Below are 13031 nucleotides of genomic sequence, written 5' to 3'. Positions count from 1 at the left end.
GGCCTTCCCCTTTCTGCATAAAGTCGGAAGGCCGAAGTGTAGATCGCAATTCAAATCGATTACGGTCGTTTCTTGATGCAACTCAATGGAACACTGTGGGTTGCTAGATTTCTAAATTTGCTCAGTGGGACAGCAGTGGATGGTGATCCGGTATTACCTGAAGGACCAGAGGAGCGGCAGCGCCAACATCATCATCACCGACGCCAAAGGACAGGAAGCCGCCAGGCTCCAGGGAAAGACATCGGCGGGCATCAACACCGTCGTCTGGAGCACGCGCGCCCAGGGAGCGGGAAGAGGCCGGGGCGCCGGCGGTGGGAACATCCTTGATCAGTGGGCCCCGCTCGGAGAGTACACGGTCACTCTGCAAATAGGCGAAACGAAGCTCACTCAGAACGCGCGCATCACGAAAATGCAGGGCTGGTCTCTAGGCCCGGTCCCCCAGATCATCCGTTAAATTTCGGGAACAGCGCCATAACCTCGAAATTGTTCGAGACTGGCGGAAATTGGCTTCCCTGGAATTTCGAGGCTACGGCGCCTGTCCCGAATGCCCCCTAATCAAGGAAATAGAGTGCGACCATGGCGGGCTCAGCCATTCCGGCGAGCCATCGGTTGCTACAAGCTCCCAAGCCATTTGCGGCCGCAGCCCTTGGCGGCCGCAAGCCCTGAAAAGGCGGCCGTAGTTTTCAGCCCAGGGCGCAAGCCCTGAAAGGGCGGCCGTAGTTTTCAGCCCAGGGCGCAAGCCCTGGAAGGGCGGCCGTAGTTTTCAGCCCAGGGCGCAAGCCCTGGAAGGGCGGCCGTAGTTTTCAGCCCAGGGCGCAAGCCCTGGAAGGGCGGCCGTAGTTTTCAGCCCGGGGCGCAAGCCCTGAAAGGGCGGCAGTAGTTTTCAGCCCAGGGCGCAAGCCCTGGGATAAGACGCAAATGACGGATGAGCCCTGTAAGGGCGATGCAGAAACGCCTGCAATGCCCCGATTACAGGGACCTGGCATCGCCCTTACAGGGCTCTCTTTGGTAATGGCCCTCCATTCCCAGGGCTCACGCCCTTAAGCGCTAAGATAGGAATGATTTTGCCAATAAACGTGGACTTGGACCTAAACCTGGACGTAGACCTGGACCTTTTGAGCGGAGACAAACTCTTGCACGCCCAGCCTTTATCAGGCTACGGGTCGCTTCTTATCGCTTGCGGCGCAGCAGAGCGTCAAGGTCCACGTCCAAGTCCAGGTTGGGAAAGTGGCTTAAGTTAGCACTTATGGGCTCACGCCCTGGGCTGCGGACTGCGGACGCCCCTTTTGCGGCTTAGGCCCTTGCTCCTGGTACGCTCAAGACGATTCCAATCACCCTGAGTTAAGCACCATTCGCGCCTGTCCCCGAAACTATGGGCACTGGATGATTCCCTGAGCCCACAGGCACCCGCCGCAGGTCGGGAAAGTATTTCCGCAGCAATCCTCGTCGTTTTTCTCAAGCAACGAGCACCCGCCGCACACATGACAAGGTGAAAATCCGAAGCCCCGGACATTCTCCCGAAAATGAGCATATTCGTCGGAGTTCCAGATCCCGTAGAGGTGGCCGGAGCCGACATCACCAAGTGCATAAGCGGAGACGGTCCTCTCCAGCCCGTTAAGATAGGTTTTGTGCGTGTGGAGCAGCCCCATGCAGGGACCGACCTTGCCGTCCCAGCGAACGAACGTGCACCGGTCTTTGATGAACCGGCATGACTGGGCCGGCGCGCCGATGGGATTCCCCATCAGGCTCAGGTTGTCGCAGGTTCGGAGCAGGCTGAAGATGGCTTCCCTCGTGCGCTCGTTGACGTCGAGCCGTGGCAGGCTGATCTCGGTCCGCCCCGATGCGCCGGCAAAGGTCTCGAGGGTAAGGGCGAGGCTGCAGACCATCTCCTGTTCCATTGCCTTCGTGTACGGCAGAAGATTGCTGACGGACACAAACCGCGCCCCCGCCGCCCTGACGATCCTGTCGATTTTTCTGAGATCGTCGAGATTCCGCTTCATGACCACGAAGGCGATGCCGACGTCGATTCTGCGCGGGCTGCGCCAATTCATTGCCCGGAGGCGTCGAAGGCTGGCCATGACAATATCAAAACCGGCTCCCTGCCTGATATCGTCGAAGCTCCCTTCCGTGACACCGTCAAGCGAGACCCAAAGCCTGTCCAGGCCGGCATCCATGAGTCCGGCGATCATCGTCTCGTCGAGGTTGGTTCCGTTCGTAGTCAACTCCACCCTGACGGCCAGCTCCTTCGTCGCCTTGATCATATGCAGGATGTCCGGGTGGGCAGTCGGCTCTCCGAACCCTCCGAACATGACGGAATCCAGATGAGGAAACCGGCGGAGTTGGGTCGCGAGCCGGTCAAAGAGCGCGCAGTCCATGTCGCCGAGCGGCTCCTTCCAGCTGTTTCGAATACACATGCGGCAAGCCAGGTTGCAGCGCGCCGTCGGCTCGATATACACTCGCGCCAGGCTGTGGATGTTGGGCCGAATTTCTATTCGTCCGGCATTGGCAACCATCTCTAACTCAGCTCCAGGTTCGAGGCCGAGCTTCCCGACCAGTGCCGGAGGCACGGACAAGCGGCCGTCCTCGTTGACCTTGACAGGGAAAATCTTTTCGCAAGGCTCGACTGCATCATTGTGCGATGGTCCCACTTCCATTTCTCCATTCTCGAGGGAGATCCGCCCACCTTCGCCCATTAGACGCTCGCTTCCTGCAGCCACTGTGGCAGCTCCTTTTCTGATGGCACCCTGCCGGCGCATCGAATCTTGCCGTTGATTACCAGGCCTGGCGTGGCGATGATTCCATAGGCCTTGATTTCTCTTGAGTCCCTCACGTGCTCGCGCATGTCGACACTGAAACCAGGTTCTCTAAGGCGCGGATCGGCGCGGCAGATAAATGCCCGCAAAAACCACAAGAAGGCCGGTTATTTCCTCATGGATGTCCTCAGCGCTCAGTTCGAATCGCTTGCGAACAGTCTACTGCTGTGCAGCCATCGCGTTGGCCAGCCACGTCGTGACCTCGGCGGCCGTGGGGATGCGCCCCGCACAGACGACCTTCTCATTAATCACGAGGCCCGGCGTGGCCAGAATGTTGTATTTGCGAATCTGCGCGAAGTCCGTGACCTTCACGATCTCGGCCTCCGCGCCCAGGTTATTGACTGCCTGACGAGCGACATCCGCGACCTTGACACAGTTGCTGCATCCCGGACCCAGTACTCTGATCGAAATCATGGCATTCTCCGATAAAAACTAGTTCTTGAGTTTCGCATATAAGGCCTCAAGTTTTGCGTGATAGGCGGCCTTGATTTTTTCTTCCTCGTCGCCCAGCGGTTTCACCGGGACCAGATCCATCACCTCTTCAGCCGCCACGCCTGATCCGAAAAGGCTTTTCCCGGTTCCGGCAACCATTTCAGAGATGCCGGTTTCCGCCTCCCGGCGGGACAGCCCGAAGGATTCGGCGATTTTCTGCAGCTCGTGCAACTGGAACCACAAATATGTGGGGCCCATAGCGGTGACTATGGCATAGGCTTCCAGCTTGGCTTCGTCCACTTCCGGGCACTTGCCCAGGGCACCCACTAAAGCGGACATCTCCACTTTTTCCGCCTCGCTCAATGCGCGGGAAAAAGTGAGGGGATTGAAGCCGGCTCCGATAATGGAAGGAGCATTGGGGATAAGTCGAACGATGCGATCAAAACCGTCCAGCGCACCGGCAAGTTTTGCGATCGACAGCTTTGGAGCCAATGAGATCAGGATTGCATTTGGTTTCAGACAACCCTTTATTTCGCCCAGGCAGCCTGGCAAAGCCGGAGGGTGCAGTCCCGCAAAGACCAGTTCTTGCGACGCTGGCGGCCGGTTATCGTTGTGAACAGTCTGGATCTCCGGATACCTGGCCCGGAGCCGGTTCAAGGCATCCAGGCTGACATCGCTGACAACCACCTTTGCCGGCATCTGCCCGGCCTTTTTCAATCCGCCCAGGATGATGTGCGCTACCCTCCCTCCTCCGATAAAACCCACGGTTTTCCCTGTCATGGATTCCTCCTTTCTGGAGGATCAGATATTATAGTGACGCTATTCCCCGGATAGATGTGTCGCCCCTTCAGGGCTCCTTCTTCACCTGATAAACGTGGACTTGGACCTAAACCTGGACGTAGACGTGGACCTTTTGAGCGGAGACAAACTCTTGCACGCCCAACCTTTATCAGGCTACGGGTCGCTTCTTATCGCTTGCTGCGCAGCAGAGCGTCAAGGTCCACGTCCAAGTCCAAGTCCAAGCCCAGGTCGGGAAAGTGGGTTAAGTTAGCGCTTAAGGGCTCACGCCCGGGGCTATTCTCTTTCCGCCTAAACTTCGGGGCTGGGAATTTTATTTCTGTCACTATGTTTCATGATTCTCAATAGGTAGTGCGATGGTTTCTCCTGCCGAATTCAACGGGCGCATCGATTTAACAAATGATCTCGATTTCGGGTTCGATGATGATCTCCGACTTGAGTGAGTTCGCCACCAGGCTGTATTTCACCGCGCTTTCCAGGGCTCTCTGAACATGCTTGAGTGTGGCTTCCCGTGCCTGGCGACCCGCGCGCACAACGATCCGGGGACGCAGCGCGACGCGCGTGAAGATCTCCGTACGGTCGAGCTCGGTCAACTTGGTGCCCTCTGCGCCACATTCGTAGGACACGAGGTCCAGCTTGAAGCGTTCCGCTGCCCAGATGAACATCATCATGACGCAGGTGTTGGCAGCCGCCACGAAGGCGTCTTCGGGAGTGAGAACCCCGGCGTGGCCATGCGCATCAGGCGGGGCGGAGAAGTCCATCTCGGGTCCGTTCCCCATCCGGATATGGCCCCAATGTTCTCCCTTCCATTGGACCGTCGTGTAATAAGAGGCCGTGCGAGACATCAACTGCCCTCCGCGCAGTACGATGCGTATTCGCGGCCGAGCACCAGCTTCCAGGAGGCATCTTCGCCCTCGGGGATCTGATTATAAAGACGCACAGTCTCGAGCATCTCCGCCGCCGTTTCATCGATTGCAGGCTTTCCAGCCTCGCGGAACATTTCGAGAATCAGCGGCAACGCGAGGATCTCAACTTTTCGCCCATTAATATCGAGGACTTTGACAGGAATCCCCGAGGCGCAGGAGCAGGTTGCAGCGCCAGGCACTTCTTCCTTAACTGCAGGACCGTCCACTGTGAATGCGCCTTGGCTCCTATCACTGCGGGTACCGAGCAGCCGGTCAACCTGCCGTGCAATCTCCGCTGCGACTGCGTTCACTGCGGCCATGCCTGCCTCGTTCAGATGCCGCGCCGTTCCGAGTTCTCCTGCACCGGCAGGACAGAGTTCGCTTACTACGATGCTTGAGGCCGGTTTCGAACTGTACATTTCCGTGCCCCGGGCGGCACAGCGCTTATCACAGCCGTCGATCGCAATCGTCGGGTAGAAGCGTGCAAAGGCACGATCCCCTTCTCCCCCGGCAAGGAAGAGCGGGAGACAGATCGTGACTGTCTCGTCCGACCGCAAGGTCTCCAGGACCTGGAGCGTGGCGAGCCGGGTGACCGTCCCCTCGGCCATTTCTTCGCCTGAACACGATACAAGGCCGATCTTTCGCTTCGGCAATTCAGGCATTGGCCTCCTCCGCTGCGATTCCATCCACCAGACCGGACACCTCATCTGCGAGGGCCTTCGCGAGTTGCTGCCCGGCCGCATTGAGTTTCGCGATTCCGGCCGACTTCAAATCGCGGTGCCTGCGATAGACATCGAGCACCTGGAGGGCATGTACCACGGTTCCGCCCGACTCGGCAACCACCCTGGCGGCACACGCAAGCTTGCAGCCGTCGATGGCGATGGCCGGGGATCCGGCCAGCGTCTGTTGCACTTCTTCGACTCCAAGAACGACGAGCGCAAGCGGCACAAGCCGGGTGCTTTTCGGACGGAGATCCTCGGTGACTATGTACGCGCCCTCGCGCGCGACGCTACCGTAGGTCTTGCCGATGCCGCTGCAGGGTACGATCAGCGCCTTGCGCGTCATTTCTTCAACTCCACCTCAGCCTGTTCCTTCACGCATTTGAGGTAACGCGGCGCGTCAAGCAGTCCAGCTTTGTCCTTCTCCCAGTCCCGGAGTTTTATGACCACCATCCACCCTCTGCCGTAGGGATCCTGATTGATGGCTTCCGGAAACTCCTGCAACTGCGGATTAGCCTCCAAGATTCTCCCCTTCACGGGAGACGCCAGACTCACATTCACTTTGACCGTTTCGATGCTTCCGAACTCGTCCCCGACTTGGAGTTCGGTGCCGGCAGCCGCGACCTTGGCGAAGGCGATATCGCCGTTCACCTGCTGGACAAAATCGGACAGCCCCAGGCGCGCGCGTGATTCTTCCACGGCTACCCAGATTCCCGCTTCACTGAAGAGGAGCGTTTCGGGAACCCGGAAGATAAACTTGTCGACCGTTACTTCAAGCATGCTCGACACCTGTGTCTTGGGCCCGACCCAAATCTCAAGCCAGGTTTCCCTCCAATTGCGCTCCGGGAGCAGAATCCTCGCTGTCAGCTGTCTCCAGCCGACAAGTGCCGGCAGCAACGGCCCCACGGAACCGCACAATATCGGCCCGCATCACGGCATCTTCCGGGCAGCAGCGGTCCAGAAGTTGGTGCAGTGCCTCAATTTGAGTCGTTATCCCGGGAACGAGGGAATAAACGATCCGCATTCCCTTGCGCACATCGCCGACTAATCCCGCATGCCTCAAGGCTGCCAGGTGGCGTGAAACAGTGGGCTGTGGAATCCCCAGCACCTTCTGCAGATCGCACACGCAGATGCTGCCAAGGCGAAGCAGATTCAGCAGGCGCAGGCGGGTAGGATCGGCCGCAGCTTTAAGCACTTTGTCCAATCTAGCAGGAAGCATGAAGTCCTCCAATCATTCGCCTAGAAGGATAGGCAAATAGGTGGCCAGACTTTTGCAACTCACCAGACCGAGCCGCAAGTAATTACATATCTATGAGATGCGACTTTGTGATCCTCAGTACGCCCGGGTTCTCTTTAGGTGAATACCACGCCATTTGACCACCTGGCGGGTAAGTGTCCCCATCAGGGATTCTTGAAATCATTGCCTTAGGACGAAGCAAAGGCCGGCGAGGTCGACGAACGTTGACAAGCCAGGTATTTTGTAGGAGCGCCGTCCGGCGGCCTGCGCCCGCTTGATCGTACCGATCAGGAAATCGCGGGTGCGCAGCGGCTATATCAGAACCGGCCACGATTCATGCCGTGGATGATTGAAAAATTCGCTATTTCTATTATATTAGAAATGTCGTAGAATCCGATCGCATTCATTTCTGCATTTCGCAAGCAGTAGTCCTGTGGGATCCGGTTGCTGCGGATAAGCAGCGAAAAATGGCCTCAACGAAGCCTTTTTTAGAGATATGCAAATTATGAAAGCCGAAGACGCTGATGTGGCTCACTATGCCCAGGTGTTGTCCGCCATGGGAACGGAGCCGCGGCTCCGGATCATGAGGCTTCTCCTATCGGCATACCCCCACGGTATGATCGTGATGGACATCCAGGCCAGGCTTGGAATTCCAGGTTCCACACTTTCTCACCACCTCGAAAAACTCAAAAGTGTGGGCCTGGCCAGGGTTCACAGAGAACACACTTGCCTCTGGTATTCTGCAAATACTGAAATCCTGCAGGATCTGTTGGCGTTTCTGTTCGAGGAGTGCTGTTCCAGGAGCGGTGCCGTTAAGGCGGAGAAGATATTTCTGAAGTGCAAATAGAATGTTTGATGTGCGGCGAAGAGTGATCTCGAGTCATATCAAGATCCTGCGGTGTTCAGACCGCTATTCATGGTTTTCCGGTTCCAGCCGTTGTTTACAAGGCACCCCTGGTGAGACCTGAGATGGAGAAAAGTCAAATATGAGTCAAGCAGCCGAAGAGGTTAGTCCAAAGCGGCTTAACGTTTTCGAGAGGTATCTGAGTCTATGGGTCGGCGCGTGCATGATCGTGGGCGTCATCCTCGGCAAGCTCATGCCGGATTCCATTGATGCTTTGAGACGGATGGAATTCGGCCAGGGAAGCCAGATAAACATTCCGATCGCGGTGCTGATCTGGCTCATGATCATACCCATGATGATGAAGGTCGACTTTGCCGCCATCCGCAATGTCGGCAAACGACCCCGAGGGCTTTTCGTGACCTTGTTTGTCAACTGGTTGGTAAAGCCCTTTTCCATGGCACTTGTTGCGTGGCTGTTTTTTCGCTTTATCTTTTCATTGTGGATTTCCCCGGCGGAGGCAGATCAATACATCGCCGGCTGCATCATTCTGGCGGCCGCACCCTGCACAGCAATGGTGTTTGTCTGGAGCTACCTCACGGACGGAGATCCCGCCTACACGTTAGTTCAGGTGTCGGTAAATGACCTGATCATGCTGGTTCTGTTCGCGCCGATCGTTCGATTTCTGGTCAGCGGCGCTTCCTCGCTTGATGTACCGTTCCGGGTCCTCCTCTACGCTGTCGCAATTTTTATCGTAATCCCCCTGGCCGTCGGTGTCATCTTGCGGCACTGGTTCATTCGCAGAAAAGGCGCCGAATGGTTCGAGAAAATCCTGCTGCCGCGGTTTGCGCCCGTCAGTATGACGGCGCTGCTGGCGACACTTGTGTTGATATTCGGATTCCAGGCCGACAACATTACCCAGAAATACCTGCATGTCCTCCTGATTGCGGTGCCGATTCTCATACAGGTTTATTTCAATGCTTCGCTGACATACGGACTGATGCGCCTTTTCAGGGTTTCTTACTCGGTGGCCGCTCCAGGCGCGCTGATCGGGGCGAGCAACTTTTTCGAACTGGCGGTCGCAACCGCCATTGCCCTCTTCGGGCCCGGCTCGGGAGCGGCTCTCGCGACAGTCGTCGGAGTCCTCATCGAGGTGCCGGTCATGCTGTCCGTCTGCTCTGTCTGCAATCGGACTCGCCACTGGTTTAGAGCGGCTCAGCCGGCGAGCTAGCGGGATTTGCGGTATCGGCGCACCTCGTGCTTGAGATTGAGGAAAATCAGCAATCCCCTGTCAGCGCTTCGGGCAGTTTTTCCACAAATGCGCGAATCTCGTCTCGCACGCGGCGGTAGTGACTGAGGGCCTCCTCTTCTGTCCCGGCGTTCTTCGCCAGCCTGGGAGGATCGGCGAAGCCGGCATGAAAGCGCCTGGCTTTTCCGGGAAATACCGGGCAAGGCTCGTTCGCGTCGTCACAAACGGTCACGACATAATCGAATGGGATATCGATCAGCTCAGCCAGGAGTTTGGAGCGATGGCCTGATATGTCCACGCCGGCTTCGGCCATAACCTTTACGGCGCTGGGATTCAATCCCTGGGCCACTATTCCCGCAGAATAAGGCTCAATCACGTCGCCCTTGAGCCGGCGTGCCCAGCCTTCCGCCATTTGGCTCCTGCATGAGTTGCCGGTGCAGAGAAACAGGACCGTGATTTTTCCAGCTGTCGCCTGCATGGATCCTCCGGGTCTTCCCTCAAGCGTCTTTAAGGCATCCTGCCCTGAAATGCGGGGTAGGTCGGGCCCTCTCTCTCAAGAGCCTGGAGTCACCTGATAAAGGTTTATGAGGTTGCCGCCGGTGTCCTCAAATAGAACCGTCTTCTTCACAAAGCCCAAGACGTCCGTGTAGAACTTGAGGGCCTTGTCTTGGTCATCCACCATCACACTACTCAATTTGATTTTCATAAACTCCTCGGTTTTGTTATCCGCCTGAGTGACAGAAAGATCTCCGATTTGTAACCGGGCGCTGATCTTCATGGCAGACCTCCCTACTTCGGGCGCCCCTGCAACGCGATCAGGGCAGCAAGAGCAGCGTCCTTCTGGTCTTTCCCCCAAGGAGGGCCGACGACCTTCCCGAGCGTCGTAACCTTTCTCATCAGGCCGCTCGCCGGGCTCCCGAGCGCCTTCTCGGCGTGCTTCGTCAGCAGCTTCTCCGGGATCTCGATCAGCCTCAGTCCGCATGCTTTCGTGGCGCGGACCAGAGCGTCCCGGAATAGTACTCCCTCGGCCTTGTGCATACGGAAGTGCACTGCGAGGATCTCCTCGATACTCCAATCGGGCATGGGATTGGCGACAAGCACCACTTGCTCAATATATGCCAACATCAATGGGGGACTCCAAACCGATCGTCTGAAGGCGCTCGGCATAGGTCGCCAAAGCCTGTCTTCGCTGTTCGTCAGTCGAGCGAACGGGCCCGTAGACGATCTGTGGCGCCAGTACGTCGAAACCGACGAACTGCAAAATGCCTCGGTGAATCGGACGTAATATTCCAGCGATGTCTCCGTTGAATGCGCCTTTGCGATAAGCGTCTTCCGGTCCACCTGTGGTCAGGGACAGTAGCGCCCGCTTTCCGCCAAAAACGCCGGACTGGTAAATCCGACCACCACCATAAGTGCGTCCCATTGCAAGAACACGATCAACCCACCCTTTGAGAACTGCCGGCAATGCGAACCACCAAAGCGGGAACTGCCAGATCATCAGCTCACACCACTCGATCTTCCGAATCTCGGACTCAATCTCCTCCGAAAACCCGTTCGTTTCAGTGGCGTACCTTTCTTCGATCTGCAGTCTGAGGTAGTTCGGGTCCTTGACCGTGGTGAAGTTCTTCCGACTGGAAACTGGATCGAAGCGCATCTTATGCAGGTCGGAAGTTCGAACCTCATGTCCCGCAGCCGTCAATGTCTCACAAGCCGTGTGGAACATTGCAGCGTTAAAGCTCTGCGGCTCTGGATGCCAATAGACGACGAATACTCTCACGGAGGAGCTCCTTGGTGCCTGCGACGCCCAACCCAAAGTATACAGGAGTTGCTGACTAATCGGCCGGTCGGTGGCGGCGTATCCGGAACTTCCGCGCGCCTCACCGCATTTATCTTGCTGAAAAACCTCAGTCTCAATGAGGCTGCGCAAGAAGCTCGTCTGGCCGCCACGGCAGCGGGCCCAAAAGCCCTGTGTGTCAAAACTCCGCACGCATGCGATCTCAAGGGAAGGGCATCGTGTCATTCCGTCAAAGAGGCGTTGATCGAATCCGCACAATCTCCTATCTTTAGAGGTGTGAACCACGGGAAAAAGGCCATGCGTTTGCTTCTCTTCAGTGGAAAAGGGGGCGTGGGCAAGAGCAGCCTTGCCGCGGCCACGGGCATCCGTCTCGCTCAGCTGGGTTATCGGACGCTCGTTATGAGCGTCGATCCTGCTCACAGCCTCGCCGACGCCTTTGATCTTCCGATCGCCTTGTTTCACGGCCAGACAGCCGACCCTTACTTGATCGATGATAGGCTGTGGATCCATGAAGTCAACATCCAGAGGGAGATCAGGAGGTACTGGCGGGAGATTTCGGCTTACGTCGTGTCGGTCCTGAGAACCACCGGCATCGAGGAAGTGGAGGCCGAGGAACTCGCCATCCTCCCTGGCATGGAAGAACTCACCGCAATGATGTATGTAAATCAGTACCGGCGCGAGCAAAGCTACGACGTAGTGATTCTCGACTGCGCGCCGACGGCAGAGTCGATGCGTTTCGTCAGCATGCCCACGACGCTGGACTGGTACATGAAACACATCTTCCCGTTCCAGCGCAGTCTTCTCAAAGCCGTCAGACCAATTGCCAATCGTGTCGCACCGATCGAGCTCCCGCCGGACAACTATTTTGTCAATATCCAGAAGCTGTTCGAACGTCTCGAAGGAGTGGACCTGCTGCTGGAGGATCCCGAAATCACAAGCGTTCGCCTTGTCACTAATCCGGAAAAGATGGTCTTGCGGGAGACGCAACGCGCTTTTGTCTACTTCTCCCTTCACGGCTTGACGGTGGACACCGTGATCGTGAACCGCGTGCTGCCGGATGAAGTCCGCGACGTCTTCTTTTCCGAATGGCACAGCTCCCAGGACCGAATCCTGGCTGAGATTCACGAGTATTTCGCGCCGGTCCCGATAAAGCAGGCGCCCATCTTTCCCTACGAGGTACTCGGCCACCGGCGATTGGAGGAGCTGGCGGAAGCGATATATTCGACGGGTGAGGATCCGGCAGCCGTTACCTGCACCAGCAGGCCTTACCACTTCCTGAAGCACGACGGCTGGTATGAGGTGCAGCTGCAGCTTCCGTTTGCCACCAAGGCAGAAGTCGGGCTCTTCAAGAAGGGCGACGAACTGGTGGTCGAGGTGGGCAGCATACGAAGACATGTCGGCCTGCCGACCTCAATGGCCGGGCTGGCACCGGCCCGGGCCCGGTTGGAGAACAGGCGTCTGACCATCGAGTTGAGAGAGCCTGCACATTGAATGCCAATGTCGAAGACTTAGGAGGCATGTAATTATGGAAACTGAGAACACAGGCCAGGCACAAACCCAGGCTCCGCATGCGGAACACTGCATTTGCGAGAGCATAGCAGCCCACCTCATCGACGCCTTCGGGCTGAAGTCCGCGCCGGCGCGCCAGCACTTGCGCAACGCACGGATTGAAATGCTCAAGGCGATGCGCTCACTCATCGACGAGCGAATCGATCATCTGTCGCGCGAGCGGCAGAAAGGCACCAAGGTTGCGGTCGACTAGGGAGCGTGCTTTTGGAACCTGTTCTGAGCCCAGACCGTGAAAGGCCGACCCTGGCGTCGCATGAAACGACGACTCGAGTCAGTCAACGCGCTGGTTTGCACCTGAGGCATCTGCGCTCTCTGGGGATCTTGGGGTCAGGGGCGACTGGTACTTAAATAAGGGTGATTGGAATCGTCTTGAGCGTACCAGGAGCAAGGGCTTAAGTCCCGAAAGGGGCGTCCGCAGTCCGCAGCCCAGGGCGTGAGCCCTGGGAATGGATGGCCATTAACAAAGAGAGCCCTGTAAGGGCGATGCAAGGTCCTTGTATTCGGGGCATTGCAGGCGTTCCTGCATCGCCCCTGCAGGCATGCGCGTCAAGTTAAGGAGAGCCAGCTGTTTTCCGCAGGATCGCTTCCATTGCGGAGACAAAGTTGGGGCGATTCCGTTTGTCATAGGTGCAGTATCGCTGTACGGCTCTGCATAACTTTGGCGATGCGACCT

17 protein-coding genes and 1 pseudogene are annotated in these 13031 nt (G+C 57.3%); 5 read left to right on the top strand and 13 right to left on the bottom strand.

The features are described 5' to 3' along the window. The first annotated feature begins 139 nt into the window (after positions 1 to 139). Complete coding sequence (locus LAP85_28930; GenBank protein ID MBZ5500438.1) at positions 140 to 454, top strand: hypothetical protein; 315 nt, start codon at positions 140 to 142, stop codon at positions 452 to 454. Between the two features lie 916 nt (positions 455 to 1370). Here LAP85_28930 and LAP85_28925 read toward each other — a convergent pair. From LAP85_28925 to LAP85_28885, 9 genes are all read right to left on the bottom strand, one after another. Next, entirely contained in the window at positions 1371 to 2693 is a 1323-nt protein-coding gene (locus LAP85_28925; GenBank protein ID MBZ5500437.1) for a radical SAM protein, read from the bottom strand. Further along, complete coding sequence (locus tag LAP85_28920; GenBank protein MBZ5500436.1) at positions 2693 to 2911, bottom strand: thioredoxin family protein; 219 nt, start codon at positions 2909 to 2911, stop codon at positions 2693 to 2695. The genes LAP85_28925 and LAP85_28920 overlap by 1 nt, the downstream gene beginning before the upstream one ends. Before the next feature lie 61 nt (positions 2912 to 2972). Continuing rightward, positions 2973 to 3227: a thioredoxin family protein gene (locus LAP85_28915; GenBank protein ID MBZ5500435.1), complete on the bottom strand. Its 255-nt coding sequence runs from the start codon at positions 3225 to 3227 to the stop codon at positions 2973 to 2975. An 18-nt stretch (positions 3228 to 3245) separates the two neighbouring features. Further along, the gene (locus tag LAP85_28910; protein MBZ5500434.1) at positions 3246 to 4025 is read right to left on the bottom strand and encodes an NAD(P)-binding domain-containing protein; all 780 of its coding nucleotides are present in this window, start codon (positions 4023 to 4025) and stop codon (positions 3246 to 3248) included. Positions 4026 to 4435: 410 nt separating this feature from the next. Then, a complete protein-coding gene (locus tag LAP85_28905; GenBank protein ID MBZ5500433.1) occupies positions 4436 to 4888 on the bottom strand; it encodes an OsmC family protein in 453 nt (150 codons plus the stop codon). Then, positions 4888 to 5610 carry a putative zinc-binding protein gene (locus tag LAP85_28900; protein ID MBZ5500432.1) on the bottom strand — a complete coding sequence of 241 codons (723 nt, stop codon included), beginning with the start codon at positions 5608 to 5610 and terminating at the stop codon, positions 4888 to 4890. The genes LAP85_28905 and LAP85_28900 overlap by 1 nt, the downstream gene beginning before the upstream one ends. Further along, the gene (locus tag LAP85_28895; protein ID MBZ5500431.1) at positions 5603 to 6013 is read right to left on the bottom strand and encodes a putative zinc-binding protein; all 411 of its coding nucleotides are present in this window, start codon (positions 6011 to 6013) and stop codon (positions 5603 to 5605) included. Before LAP85_28895 ends, LAP85_28900 begins: the two co-directional genes overlap by 8 nt. Next, a complete protein-coding gene (locus tag LAP85_28890; GenBank protein ID MBZ5500430.1) occupies positions 6010 to 6447 on the bottom strand; it encodes a glycine cleavage system protein H in 438 nt (145 codons plus the stop codon). Before LAP85_28890 ends, LAP85_28895 begins: the two co-directional genes overlap by 4 nt. 34 nt (positions 6448 to 6481) lie before the next feature. Next, positions 6482 to 6886 (bottom strand): metalloregulator ArsR/SmtB family transcription factor, encoded by a 405-nt coding sequence (locus LAP85_28885; GenBank protein MBZ5500429.1) that lies wholly within the window; start codon positions 6884 to 6886, stop codon positions 6482 to 6484. Between the two features lie 514 nt (positions 6887 to 7400). Here LAP85_28885 and LAP85_28880 point away from each other — a divergent pair. Both LAP85_28880 and arsB read left to right on the top strand, forming a co-directional pair. Continuing rightward, positions 7401 to 7751 carry a metalloregulator ArsR/SmtB family transcription factor gene (locus LAP85_28880; GenBank protein MBZ5500428.1) on the top strand — a complete coding sequence of 117 codons (351 nt, stop codon included), beginning with the start codon at positions 7401 to 7403 and terminating at the stop codon, positions 7749 to 7751. 139 nt (positions 7752 to 7890) lie between these two features. Further along, positions 7891 to 8976 (top strand): ACR3 family arsenite efflux transporter, encoded by a 1086-nt coding sequence (arsB, locus tag LAP85_28875; protein MBZ5500427.1) that lies wholly within the window; start codon positions 7891 to 7893, stop codon positions 8974 to 8976. 46 nt (positions 8977 to 9022) lie between these two features. Here the strand turns inward: arsB and LAP85_28870 are convergent, their stop codons facing one another. From LAP85_28870 to LAP85_28855, 4 genes and pseudogenes are all read right to left on the bottom strand, one after another. Further along, complete coding sequence (locus LAP85_28870) at positions 9023 to 9472, bottom strand: arsenate reductase ArsC (protein ID MBZ5500426.1); 450 nt, start codon at positions 9470 to 9472, stop codon at positions 9023 to 9025. 138 nt (positions 9473 to 9610) lie between these two features. Then, a pseudogene (locus LAP85_28865) lies at positions 9611 to 9700 on the bottom strand (VOC family protein). Positions 9701 to 9783: 83 nt separating this feature from the next. Then, on the bottom strand, positions 9784 to 10119 hold the full coding sequence (locus tag LAP85_28860) for a hypothetical protein (GenBank protein ID MBZ5500425.1): 336 nt from the start codon (positions 10117 to 10119) through the stop codon (positions 9784 to 9786). Then, positions 10103 to 10771: an NAD(P)H-dependent oxidoreductase gene (locus LAP85_28855; protein MBZ5500424.1), complete on the bottom strand. Its 669-nt coding sequence runs from the start codon at positions 10769 to 10771 to the stop codon at positions 10103 to 10105. The genes LAP85_28860 and LAP85_28855 overlap by 17 nt, the downstream gene beginning before the upstream one ends. 315 nt (positions 10772 to 11086) lie before the next feature. Between LAP85_28855 and LAP85_28850 the strand changes: the two genes are divergently transcribed. Together LAP85_28850 and LAP85_28845 are read left to right on the top strand one after the other, a co-directional pair. Next, the gene (locus tag LAP85_28850; GenBank protein ID MBZ5500423.1) at positions 11087 to 12280 is read left to right on the top strand and encodes a TRC40/GET3/ArsA family transport-energizing ATPase; all 1194 of its coding nucleotides are present in this window, start codon (positions 11087 to 11089) and stop codon (positions 12278 to 12280) included. 34 nt (positions 12281 to 12314) lie between these two features. After that, a complete protein-coding gene (locus tag LAP85_28845; protein MBZ5500422.1) occupies positions 12315 to 12551 on the top strand; it encodes a hypothetical protein in 237 nt (78 codons plus the stop codon). Positions 12552 to 13031 lie beyond the last annotated feature (480 nt).

This window comes from Terriglobia bacterium (assembly GCA_020072565.1).
Taxonomy (GTDB): domain Bacteria; phylum Acidobacteriota; class UBA6911; order UBA6911; family UBA6911; genus JAFNAG01.
Note: the sequence above shows the minus strand (reverse complement) of the source record. Positions and strands in the feature narration are given on the sequence as shown.

What these genes read in the sequence shown, in the direction of transcription:
- LAP85_28930 (MBZ5500438.1), top strand. Translation starts at nt 140, where the DNA reads ATGGTGATCCGGTATTACCTGAAGGACCAGAGGAGCGGCAGCGCCAAC.
- LAP85_28925 (MBZ5500437.1), bottom strand. Translation starts at nt 2,693, where the DNA reads ATGGGCGAAGGTGGGCGGATCTCCCTCGAGAATGGAGAAATGGAAGTG.
- LAP85_28915 (MBZ5500435.1), bottom strand. Translation starts at nt 3,227, where the DNA reads ATGATTTCGATCAGAGTACTGGGTCCGGGATGCAGCAACTGTGTCAAG.
- LAP85_28910 (MBZ5500434.1), bottom strand. Translation starts at nt 4,025, where the DNA reads ATGACAGGGAAAACCGTGGGTTTTATCGGAGGAGGGAGGGTAGCGCAC.
- LAP85_28905 (MBZ5500433.1), bottom strand. Translation starts at nt 4,888, where the DNA reads ATGTCTCGCACGGCCTCTTATTACACGACGGTCCAATGGAAGGGAGAA.
- LAP85_28900 (MBZ5500432.1), bottom strand. Translation starts at nt 5,610, where the DNA reads ATGCCTGAATTGCCGAAGCGAAAGATCGGCCTTGTATCGTGTTCAGGC.
- LAP85_28895 (MBZ5500431.1), bottom strand. Translation starts at nt 6,013, where the DNA reads ATGACGCGCAAGGCGCTGATCGTACCCTGCAGCGGCATCGGCAAGACC.
- LAP85_28890 (MBZ5500430.1), bottom strand. Translation starts at nt 6,447, where the DNA reads ATGCTTGAAGTAACGGTCGACAAGTTTATCTTCCGGGTTCCCGAAACG.
- LAP85_28885 (MBZ5500429.1), bottom strand. Translation starts at nt 6,886, where the DNA reads ATGCTTCCTGCTAGATTGGACAAAGTGCTTAAAGCTGCGGCCGATCCT.
- LAP85_28880 (MBZ5500428.1), top strand. Translation starts at nt 7,401, where the DNA reads ATGCAAATTATGAAAGCCGAAGACGCTGATGTGGCTCACTATGCCCAG.
- arsB (MBZ5500427.1), top strand. Translation starts at nt 7,891, where the DNA reads ATGAGTCAAGCAGCCGAAGAGGTTAGTCCAAAGCGGCTTAACGTTTTC.
- LAP85_28870 (MBZ5500426.1), bottom strand. Translation starts at nt 9,472, where the DNA reads ATGCAGGCGACAGCTGGAAAAATCACGGTCCTGTTTCTCTGCACCGGC.
- LAP85_28860 (MBZ5500425.1), bottom strand. Translation starts at nt 10,119, where the DNA reads ATGTTGGCATATATTGAGCAAGTGGTGCTTGTCGCCAATCCCATGCCC.
- LAP85_28850 (MBZ5500423.1), top strand. Translation starts at nt 11,087, where the DNA reads ATGCGTTTGCTTCTCTTCAGTGGAAAAGGGGGCGTGGGCAAGAGCAGC.
- LAP85_28845 (MBZ5500422.1), top strand. Translation starts at nt 12,315, where the DNA reads ATGGAAACTGAGAACACAGGCCAGGCACAAACCCAGGCTCCGCATGCG.